Annotated in this window: 19 protein-coding genes; 9 read left to right on the forward strand and 10 right to left on the reverse strand. The window is 28.4% G+C overall.

Annotation, left to right across the window (positions count from 1 at the left end; all coding sequences use genetic code 11):
* The first annotated feature begins 245 nt into the window (after positions 1 to 245).
* The 5 genes from FDT66_RS04565 to FDT66_RS04585 all read left to right on the forward strand — a co-directional run bounded on the left by FDT66_RS04565 (position 246) and on the right by FDT66_RS04585 (position 6,536).
* The gene (locus tag FDT66_RS04565; RefSeq protein ID WP_138534975.1) at positions 246 to 1,268 is read left to right on the forward strand and encodes a hypothetical protein; all 1,023 of its coding nucleotides are present in this window, start codon (positions 246 to 248) and stop codon (positions 1,266 to 1,268) included.
* Positions 1,269 to 1,430: 162 nt separating this feature from the next.
* Positions 1,431 to 2,102 carry a TetR/AcrR family transcriptional regulator gene (locus FDT66_RS04570; RefSeq protein WP_138534976.1) on the forward strand — a complete coding sequence of 224 codons (672 nt, stop codon included), beginning with the start codon at positions 1,431 to 1,433 and terminating at the stop codon, positions 2,100 to 2,102.
* 2 nt (positions 2,103 to 2,104) lie between these two features.
* The gene (locus FDT66_RS04575) at positions 2,105 to 3,769 is read left to right on the forward strand and encodes a peptidase domain-containing ABC transporter (protein WP_138534977.1); all 1,665 of its coding nucleotides are present in this window, start codon (positions 2,105 to 2,107) and stop codon (positions 3,767 to 3,769) included.
* Positions 3,770 to 3,774: 5 nt separating this feature from the next.
* Entirely contained in the window at positions 3,775 to 5,133 is a 1,359-nt protein-coding gene (locus FDT66_RS04580) for an HlyD family secretion protein (RefSeq protein ID WP_138534978.1), read from the forward strand.
* 5 nt (positions 5,134 to 5,138) lie between these two features.
* Entirely contained in the window at positions 5,139 to 6,536 is a 1,398-nt protein-coding gene (locus FDT66_RS04585) for a TolC family protein (protein ID WP_138534979.1), read from the forward strand.
* A gap of 51 nt (positions 6,537 to 6,587) precedes the next feature.
* On the opposite strand, the gene FDT66_RS04590 is transcribed toward FDT66_RS04585, so the two are convergent.
* Positions 6,588 to 6,788 carry a helix-turn-helix transcriptional regulator gene (locus FDT66_RS04590; RefSeq protein WP_138534980.1) on the reverse strand — a complete coding sequence of 67 codons (201 nt, stop codon included), beginning with the start codon at positions 6,786 to 6,788 and terminating at the stop codon, positions 6,588 to 6,590.
* A gap of 1 nt (position 6,789) precedes the next feature.
* Positions 6,790 to 7,233, reverse strand: a complete 444-nt coding sequence (locus FDT66_RS04595) for a hypothetical protein (RefSeq protein ID WP_138534981.1) — start codon at positions 7,231 to 7,233, stop codon at positions 6,790 to 6,792.
* 121 nt (positions 7,234 to 7,354) lie between these two features.
* On the opposite strand from FDT66_RS04595, the gene FDT66_RS04600 reads away from it, so the two are divergent.
* Entirely contained in the window at positions 7,355 to 7,774 is a 420-nt protein-coding gene (locus FDT66_RS04600) for a hypothetical protein (protein WP_138534982.1), read from the forward strand.
* A gap of 77 nt (positions 7,775 to 7,851) precedes the next feature.
* On the opposite strand, the gene FDT66_RS04605 is transcribed toward FDT66_RS04600, so the two are convergent.
* The 4 genes from FDT66_RS04605 to FDT66_RS04620 all read right to left on the reverse strand — a co-directional run bounded on the left by FDT66_RS04605 (position 7,852) and on the right by FDT66_RS04620 (position 10,607).
* Positions 7,852 to 8,316, reverse strand: coding sequence for a MaoC family dehydratase (locus tag FDT66_RS04605; protein WP_138534983.1), 465 nt, complete (start codon positions 8,314 to 8,316; stop codon positions 7,852 to 7,854).
* A 3-nt stretch (positions 8,317 to 8,319) separates the two neighbouring features.
* On the reverse strand, positions 8,320 to 8,946 hold the full coding sequence (locus FDT66_RS04610; protein ID WP_138534984.1) for a trimeric intracellular cation channel family protein: 627 nt from the start codon (positions 8,944 to 8,946) through the stop codon (positions 8,320 to 8,322).
* Positions 8,947 to 10,065 carry a DEAD/DEAH box helicase gene (locus tag FDT66_RS04615; RefSeq protein ID WP_138534985.1) on the reverse strand — a complete coding sequence of 373 codons (1,119 nt, stop codon included), beginning with the start codon at positions 10,063 to 10,065 and terminating at the stop codon, positions 8,947 to 8,949.
* A gap of 149 nt (positions 10,066 to 10,214) precedes the next feature.
* Positions 10,215 to 10,607: an acyl-CoA thioesterase gene (locus FDT66_RS04620; RefSeq protein WP_138534986.1), complete on the reverse strand. Its 393-nt coding sequence runs from the start codon at positions 10,605 to 10,607 to the stop codon at positions 10,215 to 10,217.
* A 103-nt stretch (positions 10,608 to 10,710) separates the two neighbouring features.
* On the opposite strand from FDT66_RS04620, the gene FDT66_RS04625 reads away from it, so the two are divergent.
* Together FDT66_RS04625 and FDT66_RS04630 are read left to right on the forward strand one after the other, a co-directional pair.
* Entirely contained in the window at positions 10,711 to 12,048 is a 1,338-nt protein-coding gene (locus FDT66_RS04625) for an MATE family efflux transporter (RefSeq protein ID WP_138534987.1), read from the forward strand.
* Positions 12,049 to 12,207: 159 nt separating this feature from the next.
* Positions 12,208 to 12,738: a TetR/AcrR family transcriptional regulator gene (locus FDT66_RS04630; protein WP_171032313.1), complete on the forward strand. Its 531-nt coding sequence runs from the start codon at positions 12,208 to 12,210 to the stop codon at positions 12,736 to 12,738.
* Positions 12,739 to 12,786: 48 nt separating this feature from the next.
* On the opposite strand, the gene FDT66_RS04635 is transcribed toward FDT66_RS04630, so the two are convergent.
* The gene (locus FDT66_RS04635) at positions 12,787 to 13,461 is read right to left on the reverse strand and encodes a DUF2461 domain-containing protein (RefSeq protein WP_138534989.1); all 675 of its coding nucleotides are present in this window, start codon (positions 13,459 to 13,461) and stop codon (positions 12,787 to 12,789) included.
* Between the two features lie 57 nt (positions 13,462 to 13,518).
* On the opposite strand from FDT66_RS04635, the gene FDT66_RS04640 reads away from it, so the two are divergent.
* A complete protein-coding gene (locus FDT66_RS04640) occupies positions 13,519 to 14,331 on the forward strand; it encodes a DUF1853 family protein (protein WP_138534990.1) in 813 nt (270 codons plus the stop codon).
* Between the two features lie 187 nt (positions 14,332 to 14,518).
* On the opposite strand, the gene FDT66_RS04645 is transcribed toward FDT66_RS04640, so the two are convergent.
* Genes FDT66_RS04645 through FDT66_RS04655 form a run of 3 tightly spaced genes read right to left on the reverse strand, consistent with a single transcriptional unit; the run spans position 14,519 to position 18,133 of the window.
* On the reverse strand, positions 14,519 to 15,634 hold the full coding sequence (locus tag FDT66_RS04645; RefSeq protein WP_138534991.1) for an efflux RND transporter periplasmic adaptor subunit: 1,116 nt from the start codon (positions 15,632 to 15,634) through the stop codon (positions 14,519 to 14,521).
* Positions 15,635 to 15,653: 19 nt separating this feature from the next.
* Positions 15,654 to 16,898: an ABC transporter permease gene (locus FDT66_RS04650; RefSeq protein ID WP_138534992.1), complete on the reverse strand. Its 1,245-nt coding sequence runs from the start codon at positions 16,896 to 16,898 to the stop codon at positions 15,654 to 15,656.
* Between the two features lie 2 nt (positions 16,899 to 16,900).
* Entirely contained in the window at positions 16,901 to 18,133 is a 1,233-nt protein-coding gene (locus tag FDT66_RS04655) for an ABC transporter permease (RefSeq protein WP_138534993.1), read from the reverse strand.
* Between the last annotated feature and the right edge of the window lies 1 nt (position 18,134).

Genomic DNA, 18,134 nt, shown 5'->3' on the forward strand with positions numbered 1-18,134 from the left:
TAGATTTTTATATAAGAGTTTGTGTGAAGTTGGAAATATATCCAAAAAACTGAGTTTTTTACTACAAAGTATTTTAAGAAAGAGCGCTTTACACTTTACAAAAGTAATAAAAATTTAATTATTTTTCAAATTAAACGTTTGCTTGATTTTTTTTCTTAAAATATTTTTTTTAAAAAAAATGAAATTTAAAAAACCAACTGTTCAGTTTTCTCGTATGTATTTCAAATAACTAAAATTAAACAATTATGAAAACTTTAAAAGTAATGGCACTTTTTTGTGCTGCGACATTAACATTAGCATCATGTTCAAATAACGACAATGATGTTGAAGCCAAATTAGATACGAAAATATTATTTACATCAAATAATAATGATGGTAATGTGAACATGTACAATGTAATTAACCTAAACAGTGTTGGTAAAGCAACTTTAACTACTCCAATTTCTGCTGCAGATGGTATTTATTATGATGCAAATCAAGATTTAGTAGTACAAGCTTCAAGAAGTACATTTGGTGTAGAAGGTTATGCTAATATTACTTCATTCGCAACTTCAACTACTGTTGCAGCAAGTGTTACAGGAACTTTAGATATGCAAAGTCCTAGAGAAATTGCTGTAAATGGTAATATGTATGTAGTGGCTGATAATGCAGATGTTGATGGTGATAGCGCTACAAAAGATGGTAAACTTTTTATCTACACTAATAATGGAGGAAATTTTACATTAAGAAATACAATTACAACAAATTTTAAATTATGGGGAATTGTATTTATTGGAAATGATTTATACGCAATTGAAGATACCACAAACAAATTAGCAGTGTTTAGAAATTTTTTAAATAATACTTCTAACACAACATTATCTGCAACAAAATCTATTTTTGTAGAAGGTATTGTAAGAACTCATGGTTTAACTTATGATGCGGCTGCAGATTTAATGATTTTAACAGATATTGGTGATGCTGCTAACGGACAAGATGATGGTGGTTTTCATTTAATTAATAATTTTACAGCAAACTTTAACAATACTGCTAATGCTGAAACTTTAGCTTTATCTGAACAAGTAAGAGTTGCTGGTTCAAACACATTATTAGGTAATCCTGTTGATGTAGCTTACGATAATGATGCTAAAACTGTATTTATTGCTGAAGCTGGTAATGGTGGAGGAAGAATATTAGCTTTTAGTAACATTGGAAGTGGAGGAAATTTAACTCCTTCTTACAATGCTTCATTATCAAAAGCTTCTGCTGTATATTTTCATAAAGAATAGAAATTGAATTAACTTTGTTAATATTTGAATTGAAAGCCTTTCTTAATTGAAAGGCTTTTTTTAGTATATTTATTTTTTAAATACTAAAGTTTTCAAAAAAAAACGAGTAATGTATCTTTTTATAATAGTATTGCTATTATATTTGCAGATAAATATTTTAATATGAAAGATTTATTATCTGTTTTAAAAATTTCTGTTCCTGATAAAACTTTTATCAAAGATCCAGAAACTTCAAACTTAGGAAAACGTATAGTAGAAAATAGTATCTTATTAATTAATGAAATTGGTTTTGAAAACTTTACCTTTAAAAAATTAGGAACAAAAATTGGGTCTAATGAAAGTTCCATTTATAGGTATTTCGAAAGTAAACACAAACTACTACTCTATTTATCTTCTTGGTATTGGGCTTGGTTAGAGTACCAACTAGTTTTAGAAACATTTAGTATTTCTAACTCTGATGAAAAACTAGAAAAAGCAATTACTATTGTTACAAGAAAGGTAGAAGAAGACAGTAATTTTTCTCATATAAATGAAACTATTTTATATAAAATTATTGTAAATGAAAGTTCAAAATCATTTTTTACAAAAGAAGTAGATTTAGAAAATAAACAAGGATATTTCGAAATTTATAAAAGATTAATTTCTAGATTGAATGAAATGATTTTAGCTGTAAAACCAGATTTCACTTTTGGATTAAGTTTAGCCAGTACAATATTAGAAGGTGGCTTACACCAACACTTTTTACAAGAGCATTTTCCTTCAATTACAAGTTGTGATGATGATAATACACCAACAAAATTTTTTATACAATTAGCTAAAAGCAATTTAAAATAAGCATGAAAAATAAACAACTAACACCTTGGGAAAGATTTATTGGTCTTTTACAATTAGAAAAAAAAGATATTTTTCAAATATTTTATTATGCAATTTTTGGAGGTATTGTAGCACTTTCGTTACCATTAGGTATTCAAGCAATTATAAACTTAATACAAGGTGCACAAGTATCAACCTCATGGGTAGTTTTGGTGGTTTTAGTAACTATTGGAGTTATTTTTTCTGGAGCATTACAACTTATGCAATTAAGAATTATAGAAACAATTCAACAACGAATTTTTACGAGAGCTTCTTTTGAATTGAGTTATCGTTTTCCAAAAATTAAAATGAACGAATTGCGAAACTATTATCCACCAGAATTGGCAAATCGTTTTTTTGATACTTTAACCATTCAAAAAGGATTGTCGAAACTTTTAATTGATGTACCAACAGCCTTATTACAAATTGTATTTGCTTTAATATTGCTGTCATTCTATCATCCATTTTTTATCATTTTTGGGATTTTATTACTATTATTAATTTATGTAGTTTTTAAATTTACAGCTCAAAAAGGATTAGAAACGAGTTTATTAGAATCTAAAAACAAATATAAAGTAGCACATTGGATTCAGGAAATAGCAAGAACAGTTGTTAGTTTTAAACTTTCAGGAAACACCAGTTTAGCTGTTCAAAAAAATGACATATTGGTAAATAAATACTTAGAGTCTAGAGAAAAACATTTCAAGATTTTAATTTTGCAGTTTTCTCAAATGATTGGTTTTAAGGTAATTGTAACAGCTAGTTTGCTATTAATTGGTGGAGCATTGGTTTTAAATCAAGAAATGAATATTGGTCAGTTTGTTGCTGCTGAAATTATTATTTTATTAGTTATACAATCTGTAGAAAAACTAATCATTGGTTTAGAATCTTTTTACGATGTATTAACTTCTATTGAAAAAATAGGACAAGTTGTAGATAAAAAACTAGAAAACCAAGAAGGAGAAAAACCATTGTTTAAAGACGGTTTAACAGTTGAATTAGATATGGTTTCATACCACGTAAAACAGAGAAAAAAACACATCTTAAAAGATATTTCTTTAACTCTAAATCCATCAAGTAGAATTTTAGTAATGGGAGAAAGTGGTGCTGGAAAATCTAGCTTATTACGTTTAATAGCTGGAGTTATAGAACCTACTTCAGGTAATGTGTATGTTAATAATTTATCATTAAACAGCTTGTACTTAAACCATTACCGTTCACAATTAGGTTTGTCACTTTCTGACGAAACACCTTTTGAAGGAACCATAAAAGACAATTTAGTTTTTGGTAACAAAGCTGTAGAAGACAAAACAATATTTGAGGCATTAGATATTGTGGGCTTAAATCAATTTTTAAAAGAACAACCTAATGGTTTAGAAACAATATTGTATCCTGAAGGGAAACAAATGTCATATACTATTAGTAAAAAAATAATTTTAGCAAGAGCTATTATTAAGCAACCAAAAATTTTAATTTTAGAAGATCCGTTAGATCAATTTAACTTAACAGAAACTAAAAAAATTATTAGTTATTTAACCGACGAAAAACGACCTTGGGCATTAATTGTGGTAAGTAGTAAAAAGAGTTGGAGAACACAGTGTAAACAAACAATTGTCTTAGACAAAGGAGAAATTAAATCTATAACTTAATAGCTATGTTAAATATTTCTAACAATCAATTAAATAAAAAGGTAGATTTAACTCAATTTAAATCTGGCAAAAGTATTTTTAGTAAAAACTATTACAAATCTTTTAATAAGTTTTTATTCGCATTTGCTGTTATTGGAATAATCGTATTGTTTTTACCTTGGACTCAAAACATTTCTGGTCAAGGTATTGTAACTACCTTAACACCAGATCAAAGACCACAAACAATACAATCTCAAATTCCTGGAAGAATTGAAGAATGGTTTGTAAGAGAAGGTGATTATGTTAAAAAAGGCGATACAATTCTTAGAATTTCTGAAGTAAAAAGTGAGTATTTTGATGATCGTTTAATTGAAAGAACAAATGAGCAAATTAATGCAAAATCATCTTCAGTTACTGCTTATCAAGGAAAAGTAGCAGCTTTAAGCAGACAAATAACTGCTTTAAAACAAGAAAGAAAACTAAAATTAAAACAAGCCCAAAACAAACTTTTACAATCTAAATTAAAAGTACAAAGTGATAGTATTGAGTTTGAGGCAGCAAAAATTAATATAAAAATTGCTGAAAAACAGTATAATCGTGCAAAAACACTTCAAGAAGAAGGAATATTTGCTGTAAAAGATGTGGAAGACAAAAACTTGAAACTTCAAAAAACACAAGCAGAGTTAATAAATAAAGAAAACAAATTATTAGCTAGTAAAAATGAAGTTTTAAATGCAAAACTAGAGCTTACAAGAATTGATGCTACTTACAATGATAAAATTTCAAAAGCTCAGAGCGATATGTTTACTGCTGAATCTAGTGGTTTCGATGCAAAAGCTCAAGTATCTAAATTAGAAAATTCAAACAGTAATTATAAAGTTAGAAACAGTCTTTTATACATTACAGCACCACATAATGGATATATCAACAAAGCCATAAAAGGTGGTATTGGAGGTACGTTTAAAGAAGGCGAATCATTAGTAGGTTTAATGCCAGAAGAATATGATTTAGCTGTTGAAACCTATGTAAGACCAATAGATTTGCCATTATTACATATTGGTGAAGAAGTTCGTGTACAATTTGATGGTTGGCCTGCAATTGTATTCTCTGGTTGGCCAAATGTTTCTTACGGAACTTATGGAGCAAAAGTAGTGGCTATTGAAAATTTTATAAGTGATAATGGTAAATACAGGGTTTTACTTGCACCAGATGAAACTGATTATACTTGGCCAGAAGCCATAAGAGTTGGCTCTGGAGCACGAACAATTGCATTGTTAGAAGATGTACCAATTTGGTTTGAATTGTGGAGACAACTAAACAGCTTCCCTCCTAACTACTATCAACCAGAAAATTCAGGAAAAGAAAAATCGAATTCTAAAAAATAATTAAAATGAAAAAATTAATTGTTTTATTATGCATCATCTCGTTTTCATCTTTAAAAGCACAAGAAGAAGCTGTTTCAATAATGACGCTTTCTGAATATTTAGGTTACGTAAAAGCATATCACCCTATTGTAAAACAAGCCAATTTAATAATAAATAATAGCGAAGCTAAATTATTAAAGGCAAGAGGCGCATTTGATCCTAAAATTGAAGTTGATTATGATAAAAAACAATTCAAAGAAAAAGAATACTACAATAAGTTAAATGGTACTTTTAAAATACCAACTTGGTATGGAGTTGAATTTAAAGCAAATTTTGAACAGAATGATGGTGTTTTTTTAAACCCAGAAAATAATGTTCCATTAGATGGTTTATATAGTGCTGGAGTTTCTGTTTCTGTTGCAAGAGGTTTGCTTACAAACCAAAGAATGGCTTCTTTAAAACAAGCTAAATATTTTAATGAACAAGCAAAAGAAAATCAGCAAATAATGGTTAACAGTATTTTATACGATGCTGCAATTTCTTATTTCAATTGGTTAAAAACTTACAACGAAAAAATTGTTTACAACGATTTTTTAAACAACGCAAAAATAAGATTCGAAAGTACTAAAAGAGCTTTTCAAGAAGGAGATAAACCAGCTATAGATACTCTTGAAGCAGGCATTACTTTAAATACAAGAAAATTAAATTTAGAAAAAGCACGTATAAAATTAGTAAAATCGTCTTTAGAATTGTCTAACTTTTTATGGCTGAATGAAAATACTCCAATTGAATTAAAAGAAAATGTAATACCTGATGTAGGTACTTTTAATACGGTAGATAAAACCTTTAATATTGCGCTTTTTAATAATGAAGATTTTGATATTGAAAACCATCCTAAAATAAAATCTTTAGCTTATAAAATTAAAAGTTTAGACGTAGATAGGCGTTTAAAAATGAATAATTTATTGCCAAAAATAGATTTGCAATATAATTTTATATCTCCAAATGGCGATCAAATAAACTCATTTAATACCAATAATTACAAAGCAGGTATCAATTTTAGTATGCCTTTATTTATAAGAAAAGAACGTGGTGATTTAAAATTAGCGAAAATTAAATTACAAGATAAAAAACTGGAAAGTGAAACTGCTAGAGTTGTAATTAAAAATAAAATTGATGCCATTCAGCAAGAACTAAATTCATTTACTATTCAAAGTGATTTTACTGCAAATATTGTTAGAGATTATGATGTTTTATTAAAAGCAGAAGAGCGTAAATTCTTTTTAGGAGAAAGCTCTCTTTTTTTAGTTAATTATAGAGAAGAAAAATATATCGACTCTAAATTAAAAGCTATTAGCTTAGAAAACTCTTTCTTTAAATCGAAAGCAACATTGTTTAAAGAAGCAGTAATTTCTATCAATTAAATGTAAATTGATATAATAAAAGTTATGAAAAAGATGAGTAACAGTAATAATTTAATCATCTTTTTCTAAAGTAAAAAATTCATTTACAGGTATTTGAAAAACATCAGATAACTTTAAAGCTAAAACTGTTGATGGAACATATCTATTTTTTTCAATAGAATTAATTGTTTGCCTGGAAACACCAATTTTTTTAGCCAAATCGTCTTGCGTTAAATTTAAAATGGCACGTTGTACTTTTAAGGTATTTTTCATCTTATTTGTTCATTCTTTTTAATTGCCAAAAAACCATAAGCTGCACAATTAACATATAAAATAATACTTGGAAGTAGCTAAAACCCTCCATAGTTTCATTTTTATCAAAAAGCAAACCAACAGCGTAGTTAACAAAAGGCTGTAACAGTGCGTATAAAATTCCTAAAATGAAGGCAATTCTATAAGATTGAGATCTTAAGCTTTCAATAAACTCATCTTCTATTTTATCTTTAGAAACGGAAATTAACAACATTCCAAAAAGAATTAAACCTCTTAATGCAGGTTTTATCCAAGAAGGTTCTTCAAAAAGTTTTTGAATAATCATTAACCCAAAAACTCCAAAAGTAAAATAGTATCCTACTTTTTTAAATTTATGAGACAATTGAAATTTGTTCATTTTTTCAATATAACTTCTTTCTCTTTCACAAATGGTTTGTTTTGACATCTTATTTTATTTTACAATTAGACAAGTTTATTTTATATAATGACAAATATACTTTACATTTTGTAATTTCACAAGTTATTTTTATTACTTTTATTAAAATCAATTAACTAAACTTTTTATTATGACAACAAACACGAACAAACCAAGTACTGCTTTTTGGGTTATTGGAGTTATTGCACTTCTTTGGAATCTTATGGGAGTGAGCGCTTATTTATTTCAAGCATTTGTAACCGAAGAAATGATTGCTGAATTACCTCCAGAACAACAGGCAGAACTTTTAATAGAACATCCTGCTTGGTTAACAGCTCTTTTTGCACTTGCAGTTTTTGGCGGTTTTTTAGCCTGCATATTTTTATTAGCTAGAAAAAAAATTGCTTATTATTTATTTATAGTTTCTGGAATTTGTGCAATAATTCAGCAAGTTTACTTAATGAGTACTGTAGAACTTTCTAGTTTTATTATGCCAATATTAATTGTTGTAGTTTGTATTTTCTTAATTTGGTATGCTAAAAAATGTAGTGCAGATGGTATATTAAAATAACTTTAGTATAATTTTATTAAAAAAGCTTATTGATTTTAAATCAATAAGCTTTTATTATTTTTTAGTAATTGATAAAACTATTCGTATAAAGCACATAAAAACTCCGCAACACAAGCTGGTTTTTCTTGCCCTTTTATTTCTATCAAGCAAGAAAATGTAATTTTAATTCCGTTATTTTCTAAATCTTCAATTTCTTTAACTTCAGCAAGCATTCTTAATTGACTATTTACAGGAACAGGATTTGGAAAACGTACTTTATTCAACCCATAATTCAAACCCATTTTAATACTTTTGATCACAAATAAATCTTCTAATAGTTTAGAAATCATTGCAACAGACATAAAACCGTGTGCTATTGTACTTTTAAAAGGAGATGCTGTTTGAGCTTTTTTTTCATCAATATGAATCCATTGTTTGTCTAAAGTTGCATTTGCAAAATCATTAATCATTTCTTGAGTAACTATATACCAACTTCCAATTGGTAATTGTTTACCAACCATGGTTTTAAACTCTTTAAAATTTTCAAATTCTAATGGTTTCATTCGTTAACTTTTGGTAAATAAATCATCTTGAATTTTAGGTAATTCTAAATTAAACTTTACAGCAACAGCTCTAATAATTATAACTACAGATGAAGATACTATAAAATTTATGTTTTCTGGAATTGCCGTAAACTGATAGATTAACAAATAAATAATACCACCCGCTAAACATGCAGAAGCATAAATTTCTTTCTCGAAAATTAATGGTACTTTATTGGTTAAAACATCTCTTAAAACACCTCCAAAAACGGCTGAAGTCATTCCCATAATTAAGGCAATTATTGGATGAAGATTGTAAGAAAGTCCTTTTTCTAAGCCTAACAATGTAAATACTCCTAACCCAATCGTATCAAACAAAAACATTGTTTTACTTAAGTGTGCAATTTTGCTTTTGAACAAAAAAGTAAATAATACAGCAGTAAAAATGGTGTATAAATAATTTAAATCTCCAATCCAGTTGATAGGATGAGCATTTATTAAAATATCACGCAACATACCACCACCAACAGCCGTTACAAAAGCAATAATAATTACTCCAAAAATATCTAATTTTTTATCTAAGGCAACTAAAGCACCACTAATAGCAAATGCAAAGGTTCCTAAAATATCTAATACGTAAATTACACTCATTTAAAGTTTATGTTCTGTAAATTTTATATTCAAATCTTTTTGAATTTCATGAATACGTTCTAATTCACTTGGTAAAATAAAAGCAATTGAGTTTCCTGTTTTTCCAGCTCTAGCAGTTCTTCCACTTCTATGCGTATAATATTCTAATTGTTCTGGTAATTGATGGTGGATGATAAACTCCAAACCTCTTACATCAATTCCTCTTGCAGAAACATCTGTAGATATTAAATATTGAATACTTTCATTTTTAAAAGCTCTCATCGCTTTTTCACGATCTCTTTGTTGCATATCGCCTTCTAAAGCTCCTACTGAAAAACCTTCGTCTTTTAATTGTTTGTATAAACTTTGAACACCTAGCTTTGTTCTACAAAAAATAATACCTCTTTCTGTTCCTCTTTTTTCGATATAAGAAATAATATCGTTTGTTTTTTGCTTAATTGAAGTTCTAACATATTGATGACTTATATTTTCATTCACTAAAGAGTTTCTATTAATTTCAACTCTTGGTGCGTTAGAATCCATATACGTTTTTATAATTCGCTGAATTTCATCTGGCATTGTTGCAGAAAATAACCATGTATTTCTTTTTCCTGTAGTAAATTTTAAAATTCTATTTAAGTCTTGTTTAAAACCCATAGAAAGCATTTCATCAGCTTCATCTAAAACTAAGGTTTTTATATTACTAATGTCAATTTCTCCACGTTCAATTAAATCAACTAATCTTCCAGGTGTTGCAATTACAACATGAGTTTTTCTCTTTAGTTTCCCAATTTGAATATCAATTTTTTCACCACCAAAAACAGCTTCTAAGAAAATTTTATCATTACAGTATTTCGTATATTTAAAAAGTTGCTTTTTTATTTGTTGCACCAATTCTCTTGTAGGAGATAAAATTAACGCCTGAATTTCATCTTTACTTGCATCAATAGCATGTAAAATTGGCAAACCAAAAGCAGCAGTTTTACCAGTTCCTGTTTGCGCTAAACCTACAAAATCGGTTTTTGAATTTAATAAAACAGGAATTGCTTTTTCTTGAATTTCTGAAGGAACTTTAATTCCTAATTCTTTTAAACCTTGAAGGTATTCTTTTTTAATTCCTAACTCTGAAAATGTAGCCATGATAAATCTTTCTAGTATATTTTGCAAAGATACTTTTATTGAAGTGAATATTTCAAAAAGTTGTGCTTAAGTCTATTTTTAATTTAAAAATCTTTTCTAATGAAGAAGGTACCAAATCTTACAAATTTGCTAATATGTTGAATTTATTTTTAAGAAGGATATAACACCTCTAAAACATCTTTTCTAATTCTTGCTGGTTTATAGGTTTTTTCATCTAACATTCCCCAAACTGTTTTTGCTTTTACTAATAATTCGTTTTTTTTATAAAATTCCATAAAACGTTCCGATTTAAAACCTCTGGTCTCTCCTACCCAGGTTTTTACTGTAATTTCATCACCTAAAACAGCCTGTTTTAAATACTCTATTTCATGTTTTAAAACCACCCAAATATATTGTTTTAATGGATTTTCTTTAGTTAGAAAAGACCAATGTTCAAAAGCAACTATATCCATCCATTTTACATACACCACATTATTAACGTGATTTAAATCATCTAAATCTTCTGAGGTTACTTTTAATTTGTATTCAAAAACGGACTCCATAATTCAATTTTTTACAAACTTAGAATTTTTAATATATCTATAACAAATATTGATACTAGATTTTAAAAATACTTGGTATTTATATTGATATTTGCAACATCTTATGGCAAAACTAGCAAACGAATTAGGTACTGAAAAAATTAGTAAATTATTGATAAAACAAGCTGTTCCTGCAACTATTGGAATTCTTGTAATGTCACTAAATATGATTATTGATACCATTTTTGTTGGACAATGGATTGGTGTTCTGGCTATTGCTGCAATTACTGTAGTATTGCCAATAGCTTTTTTAATTTCTTCAATTGGAATGGGAATTGGAATTGGAGGAAGCTCCATCATATCTAGAGCTTTAGGCGCTGAAAATAGTGAAAAAGCATTTTTAACATTTGGAAATCAAATATGTTTAACGGTTATTCTTGCCATTCTTTTTGTAACTCTTGGTAACGTTTTTAGTGTTCCAATTTTGAATTTATTTGGTGCAAAAGGAGATATTTTACCAATTGCATCAGAATATTTTGGTGTAATTATTTGGGGTGTACCATTTTTAGCGTTTGCGATGATGGGAAATCCAACCATTAGAGCAGAAGGAAAACCAAAGTTTGCAATGTATGCAATGATGATTCCTGCAGTTTTAAACATTTTACTAGATATTGTATTTATAAAAGTTTTTGATTGGGGAATGTGGGGTGCTGGTTTAGCAACTTCAATTGCCTATGCCAGTTGTGGTTTATATATTCTGTATTTCTTTTTATCTTCTAAAAGTGAATTAAAAATAATTCCTAAAAATTTTAAATTAGATTTTAAAATTGTTCGAGAAATTGTTGAATTGGGTGGAGTTTCTGTGGTAAGACAAGGAGCCATTAGTGTTTTAATGATTGTTTTAAATTATTCGCTTTTTACGTACGGAGGCGAAATTTCAATAGCCGTTTTCGGAATTATAAACAGAGTAATGATGTTCGCATTATCTCCAGTTTTAGGAGTTTCGCAAGGGTTTTTACCAGTTGCTGGTTTTAATATTGGTGCAGCAAAAAACGACAGAGTTAAAGAAACCATTAAAAAGTCTATTTATTTTGGTTCAATTATAGGAACTATCATTTTTATTGGAATTGTAATTTTTAAAGAACAAATTATCTGGGTATTTACAAACGATGCAACATTGTTAGAAAAAACTCCAAATGCAATGCTCGTTGTATTTTTAGTTACACCAATTGTAACTATGCAGTTAATTGGATCTGCTTATTTTCAGGCAGCAGGAAAATCAGTTCCAGCATTATTTTTAACTCTTTTAAAACAAGGGATTTTCTTAATTCCATTAGCTTATTTTTTGCCTATGTATTATGGAGTAAATGGAGTTTGGTGGTCTTTTCCAATTGCTGATACTTTATCTACAATTATAACAGTTATTGTTTTAAAAAGAGAGGTTGATAAAAATCTCCAATAGGCTTTCTCCTTTTTGTTAATATCCTTTTCATAAAATAGTATTCTTTATGTTTTTTATGTTTATTTTATGACTAATTTAGTAAATTAGCTTTATTATTAATATTGAAATGATTATTTCAAACCTATGTCAAAAAATACTTCTTTTAGTAAAGCAAAAATTTTGAATAAAGTAACCGCTCTTTTTTATTCAAAAGGATATTGTGCAACTTCTATGCAAGACATTGTTGAAGTAAGTAATTTAAACAAATCTAGTATATATAATACGTTTGGAAGTAAATTAGAATTGTTTATAGAATGTTTTGATTCTTGCGAAACTAAGTACAGAAGAGACATTCAAAAAATAATAATGGTTTCTACTAACCCATTAAAAACCATTAGAGAAATCTTAGAACTATCTATCAATGAAAGTGTTAATGGATATTTAATTCCAAATTATATTTCTGAAATTAAGAACAAAGAACCTCTAATTAGTAGGTTGGTAAATAATCAACAAGTATATTTAGTAGATTTATTTGAAGATATTGTAAAAAGAGGACAAAATTTAGGTTCCATAAATAACAGTAAGTCTAGTAAACAATATGCAAATTATCTGTTGACTTCTTATCAAGGTTTGCAAATAATGAAAAGCTTTCCAGAAAATGAATATAAGTTACAAAATGTAATTTATGATGTGATTTCTGTGATAGAATAAGTTGTTTAAAACTGAAACAATCGTTCTAATAAATTTTGTACTCAAATTTTATATAATTCGTTCTCCGTTTAAATTTGTGGTTAAAATATCGCTAAATAAATTAAAAAACGGACGTAAAGCTCTGTAACTTTTGTCTACTTCTTGCACAAAATTAGGAGACAAAACTTCTTTATCCGTAAAATTTCTTGTAGCAATAAATCCTTTTTTACGCAACAAATCTACATCTGGATGTTCCTTATCAAATCCTCTTGGAGCTGTTTTTAATTCACTAAAACTTTCGAATTTGCCACCAAAATATTTTTTGTAATTCTTCTCTTCTAAAATATCTTTAATTTCGGAAGCATCTAACTCTATTTCTTTACGTATTCTAAATAAATCTTCTTTGTTGGGCTCCCAAAATCCGCCCGCTAAAAATGATTCTCCAGGTCTAATTCTTAAAAAATAACCACCTCTTAATTCTTTTCCTAATCTTGAATAGGAGTTTGCAAAATGAGGCTTGTAAGGAGTTTTATCTTTAGAAAAACGAACATCTCTATAAATACGCATCATTTTAGATTTCTCTATTTCGTCGTGTTTTTGAAGGTTTAAAAGAATTTCTGCAAATACATCCTTAGCATTTTGCTGAGCTTTTAAATAGGTTTCTTTATGATCTGCAAACCAATCTCTATCGTTATTCTTTTTTAAGTTTTCTAGATATTGGAGCGTAGATTTTTCTATTTGCATTTTATAAAGTTTTTAGGTGTCTAAATTACAAAATAGATTTGTAACTTCGAATTTGAAATGCACCAAAAAACAACAAAAATTCAGAATAGATATGATGGTTTTCTACAAACAAGTAGTTTGTGGACGGATACTGCTGTTTATGGATTACGCCAATTTTATATTGAAAATACATCAGTAAAAATAAATATTGAAATTAACGATAAACTACGGCTTGGAAAATATATTGAGCGTTTTGTTTCTTTCCAAATCTCACAAGAAAATAATTTAGAAATTCTCGCAGAAAACATCCAAATTCAGCAAGAAAAAAGAACTCTAGGAGAATTGGATTGTATTTTATTAAATAACGGCAAACCTATTCATTTAGAAGTTATTTATAAATTCTATTTATATGATGCTTCGATTGGGACTTTAGAAATTGAACATTTTATTGGTCCGAACAGAAAAGATTCGTTAATTGAGAAACTGAAAAAGCTTAAAGAAAAACAACTACCACTGCTCTACTCCAAGGAATGTTTGTCTTTTTTAAAAACGATCAATTTAAAATCCAGTGAAATTGAACAACAAGTATGTTTTAAAGCACAATTATTTCTCCCTTTTTTAGATAAAAATATCCATTTAAAAGAATTAAATAATAATTGTGTTATTGGGTTTTATATCAATACCAAAGAATTACATCAATTTAAATATTGCAAGTTTTATATTCCCAATAAAAAAGATTGGTTGCTAATTCCTCACACGAATGTAAATTGGCTCAATTTTGATGATTTTAAAGAAAAATCTACTGAGTATTTAGAAAGAAAATTTTCTCCTTTGTGTTGGCTTAAAAAAGAGAATGGAGAAATAGAGAAGTTCTTTTTGGTTTGGTGGTGATAAAAAATTGGAAGTTGGAAGCTAAAAAAATGAAAACTGATAAACGAAATAAGTGTTTATATTTAGTTTGCTATGTTACAAGTGTAGCAAATAAAAAGGTTTAAGAAGATTATATTTAAATTCAATAAAAAAAGAGGAACTTCAAATGAAGTTCCTCTTTTATAAATATGATATATTTTTTTAGGAATTAGTTGGAGGCTTTTTTATCATCTTTTTTTGATGCTTTGTTCCAAACTTTTATTTGATCTTCTTCTGTAACTCCTTCTAAAACTTCAACATTTACTCCATCTGAAGTACCTAATTTAACAGTTACTTTTTTATAGGTGTCATCTGCTTGTTTTACTTCTACATATGGTTCTTCTGTTTTTTTATCAAACCTTAATAAAGCTTCTTTAATAGATAAAACACTGTCTTTTTTCTCTAAAACAATATCTGCATTTGCACTATAACCAGCTCTAATAAAAAAGTCATCGTCTAAAGAAACATCTGCTTTAATTTTAAACTGTACAGCACCACCTTCTTCAGTTCCTTTAGGTGCAATAAAATTTAATTTTGCTGGAAATTTCTTGTCTTCAATTGCGCCAATTGAAACTTCAATATCAGATCCTTTTATCAATTTACCAACTTCAGATTCGTCTACTTTTCCTTCAAAAATCATTTTATTCATATCTGCAATTGATGCAATGGTTGTACCTGCATTAAAGTTGTTTGATTGAATTACTTGATCTCCTTCTTTTACAGGAATCTCTAAAATTGTACCAGACATTTGTGCCATGATGTTTGTATTTGCAGAACCTCCTGAACCAGCAGAACCTCTTTTGATAATTTGGTAATCGTTTTGTGCATTTTTTAAATCTTGCTTCGCTTGATTGTATGTTAATTCTACACCTTCGAATTCAGATCTTGCAACTACACCTTTATCAAAAAGGTTTTTAGTTCTTTCGTAAGAAATTTCGGCATTATTTAATCTTAGTTTTGCATTGTCTACTCTACCTCTTGCGCTAATTAAAGATTGCTCATTAGGTACAACTCTTACAGTTGCAATTAAATCTCCTTTTTTAACTTTAGAGCCTTCTAACAACATAATCTTATCGATAATACCTGTTATTTGTGGCTTTATTTCAATTTCTTCTAATGGTGTTACTTTTCCTGTAGCTACAGTTTTCTTAACAATTGTAGTTCTAAATGGAGTTTCAGTTTCATATTCTACAATACTTTTCTTGTTCTTTTTTCCGAACCAAATAAGTGCTGCAATAAACAATACTGCTATAATACCTAAAATAATTTTTGATCTCTTACTCATGATTTGTTGTTAATTGATTTTATTCTTCTCTTAATGCTTCTATTGGTTTTACTACTGTTGCCATGTGTGCAGGTATTAAACCTATTAAAGTTCCTAGCACAATTAAAGTGGCAAATGCTATTAAAATTATTGGAATGTTAACTGTTGGGTTTATTAATGTTGCATCTTCTCCTTGGCCAAATGCACTGTCTATTATAAATAATATAGTGCTTCCAAAAATAATACCTAACATTCCTGCAATGGTTGTTAGAAATACAGATTCTAATATAATTTGTTGTCTTATACTTTTTGGAGTTGCTCCTAAAGCTCTTCGAATTCCTATTTCTTTGGTACGTTCTTTAACGGTAATTAAAAGAATATTTCCAATTGCAAAAACTCCCGCTATCAAAGTAGCAATTCCAACAAACCAAGTTAAAAATTGCATTCCAACTAAAAATCCAGTTACTTTTCCTATCTCTTTTCCTAAATTTGCGCTACCAAAAGCTCTTTCGTCATCTGGATGCACTTTATGAAGTCCTTTTAAAGTTAAAAGCACGTCTTTTTCCATTTGTTCGATATTGGTACCTTCATTTGCTGTAATCATCATCCAATCGACTTTATTGGCGGTATTGTAAACCTTTTTAAAAGTCGTGAATGGGATGTAAGCACAATCTCCATCAAAATCTATGGTGTTAGAAGGCTTATACACTCCAATAACTTGATAACCAATGGCATTTATTTTAATGTATTGTCCAATTGGCATTTCATTTAAATCAAATAATTGCTTGTACATATCTTCTGATATTACAGCTACTTTTGCTTTATTTAAAATATCGTTACCGTTTATAAAACGACCATATATTAATTGTTTTTTCTGAATTTGATCTAAAACAGGATAGTCTCCACTTACTCTAAAATCACCAGATTTAAAATCCTTTACAATTAAATTGTTTGTTTGATTTCTTGGTGCTAATAATTTTATTTCATCTGAATATTCTGATTTTAGAACATCAATATCATTCATCGTTAAACTAAACCTTCTACCTTCTTGAAAACCTTTAAAAGGTGTGTCTGTAGATTGTGTCCAAACAAAAACACTATTGGTTGCAAAATTTCCAAAAAGTTTATTAAAACTGTTTTCTAAACCTCTTGCAGCACCTAATAAAACAACCAACAAAAAGATACCCCATAAAACACCAATGATTGTAATTGCTGTTCTTACTTTATTTTTACGAATGCTTCCGTAAATTTCTTGCCAAGTATCTGAATCGAATAAAAATCTCATATTTAATCTGCTCTTAATGCTTCAATAGGTTTGATATTTGCAGCTTTTTTTGCTGGTAGATAACCAGCGATTAATCCTGATATAATTAAAATAACAGTTGCACCAATTACAATTCCAGAACCTACACTTGGGTCTTTAATAAAGTAATCTTCTTCTAAACTATTTCCTATTAAACTTAAAATATAGGTTCCTAAGGTTAAGCCTGCATAACCTGCAAGTGTGGTAATTAAAACAGATTCTTGCACAACCATACCAACTATAGAAGATGGTTTTGCTCCTAATGCCTTTCTAATTCCGAACTCTTTGGTTCTTTCTTTTATTACAAAAATCATAATATTAGAAATACCGATTATTCCTGCAATTAAAGTTCCAGAACCTATAAAGCCAATAATTAAAGTTAATGCAAGCATTACAGTACTAATAAATTTATTAGCTTCTGCCATATTTCTTACGGAAAGTGCACTTTGGTCATCTGGATGAATATCCATTCTTTTTCGCAATTCTCGCTCCATTTTTTTTCCAAAAGCAATTGCTGCATCTGTACTTAAATTAGGATTGTAACCTAAATTTATCTGACTTATATAATCGTTATTTCCATACATACTTTGTGCTGTGGTTACAGGCATGTATGCAATTCTTTCCTCATTATCTCCTCCTTCGTCAGAAAAAACACCAATAACTAAAAAAGAACTTCCATTTACATTTACTCTTTTTCCTAAAGCAACTTTTTCTCCAAACAAATCTTTTTTTATCAATCGACCAATTACTAAAACTTTCGATTTCTCTTTAAGATCTCTTTCGTTTAAATATCGTCCATCGTCTATAATTGTTTTCTCTAAAAATTGATGATCTGGATTTACAGCTCTAATATTATAGGTATTGGCTTCACTTTTGTATTTTATGCTAAAATTTTTGTAAATTCTTGCAGATTGATATTGAATTTTATCTTCATATTCATCTGCTACAAAATTATAATCGTCGTTTCTTAACTGAACTCTTCTTCCTGTTTGAAGACCTTTGTATGGTTTCGAGGTTTTCCAAACTCTCACAAACATGGAGTTTTGTGCATCATCTGCAAAAGCTCCTTTAAAAAAATTACCAAGTCCGTTAGCGACTCCAAATAATAATGTAAAAAGTAAGATTGCAAAAGCAACAGTAAAGCCAGACATTACAGAACGTAACCGGTTTTTATTGATACTTTGAAAAATTTCTCTCCAGCGATCTAAATCAAACATA

The sequence above is a fragment of the Polaribacter aestuariivivens genome (genome assembly GCF_005885675.1).
GTDB lineage: Bacteria > Bacteroidota > Bacteroidia > Flavobacteriales > Flavobacteriaceae > Polaribacter > Polaribacter aestuariivivens.

What these genes read in the sequence shown, in the direction of transcription:
- FDT66_RS04565 (WP_138534975.1), top strand. Translation starts at nt 246, where the DNA reads ATGAAAACTTTAAAAGTAATGGCACTTTTTTGTGCTGCGACATTAACA.
- FDT66_RS04570 (WP_138534976.1), top strand. Translation starts at nt 1,431, where the DNA reads ATGAAAGATTTATTATCTGTTTTAAAAATTTCTGTTCCTGATAAAACT.
- FDT66_RS04575 (WP_138534977.1), top strand. Translation starts at nt 2,105, where the DNA reads ATGAAAAATAAACAACTAACACCTTGGGAAAGATTTATTGGTCTTTTA.
- FDT66_RS04580 (WP_138534978.1), top strand. Translation starts at nt 3,775, where the DNA reads ATGTTAAATATTTCTAACAATCAATTAAATAAAAAGGTAGATTTAACT.
- FDT66_RS04585 (WP_138534979.1), top strand. Translation starts at nt 5,139, where the DNA reads ATGAAAAAATTAATTGTTTTATTATGCATCATCTCGTTTTCATCTTTA.
- FDT66_RS04590 (WP_138534980.1), bottom strand. Translation starts at nt 6,788, where the DNA reads ATGAAAAATACCTTAAAAGTACAACGTGCCATTTTAAATTTAACGCAA.
- FDT66_RS04595 (WP_138534981.1), bottom strand. Translation starts at nt 7,233, where the DNA reads ATGTCAAAACAAACCATTTGTGAAAGAGAAAGAAGTTATATTGAAAAA.
- FDT66_RS04600 (WP_138534982.1), top strand. Translation starts at nt 7,355, where the DNA reads ATGACAACAAACACGAACAAACCAAGTACTGCTTTTTGGGTTATTGGA.
- FDT66_RS04605 (WP_138534983.1), bottom strand. Translation starts at nt 8,316, where the DNA reads ATGAAACCATTAGAATTTGAAAATTTTAAAGAGTTTAAAACCATGGTT.
- FDT66_RS04610 (WP_138534984.1), bottom strand. Translation starts at nt 8,946, where the DNA reads ATGAGTGTAATTTACGTATTAGATATTTTAGGAACCTTTGCATTTGCT.
- FDT66_RS04615 (WP_138534985.1), bottom strand. Translation starts at nt 10,065, where the DNA reads ATGGCTACATTTTCAGAGTTAGGAATTAAAAAAGAATACCTTCAAGGT.
- FDT66_RS04620 (WP_138534986.1), bottom strand. Translation starts at nt 10,607, where the DNA reads ATGGAGTCCGTTTTTGAATACAAATTAAAAGTAACCTCAGAAGATTTA.
- FDT66_RS04625 (WP_138534987.1), top strand. Translation starts at nt 10,711, where the DNA reads ATGGCAAAACTAGCAAACGAATTAGGTACTGAAAAAATTAGTAAATTA.
- FDT66_RS04635 (WP_138534989.1), bottom strand. Translation starts at nt 13,461, where the DNA reads ATGCAAATAGAAAAATCTACGCTCCAATATCTAGAAAACTTAAAAAAG.
- FDT66_RS04640 (WP_138534990.1), top strand. Translation starts at nt 13,519, where the DNA reads ATGCACCAAAAAACAACAAAAATTCAGAATAGATATGATGGTTTTCTA.
- FDT66_RS04645 (WP_138534991.1), bottom strand. Translation starts at nt 15,634, where the DNA reads ATGAGTAAGAGATCAAAAATTATTTTAGGTATTATAGCAGTATTGTTT.
- FDT66_RS04650 (WP_138534992.1), bottom strand. Translation starts at nt 16,898, where the DNA reads ATGAGATTTTTATTCGATTCAGATACTTGGCAAGAAATTTACGGAAGC.
- FDT66_RS04655 (WP_138534993.1), bottom strand. Translation starts at nt 18,133, where the DNA reads ATGTTTGATTTAGATCGCTGGAGAGAAATTTTTCAAAGTATCAATAAA.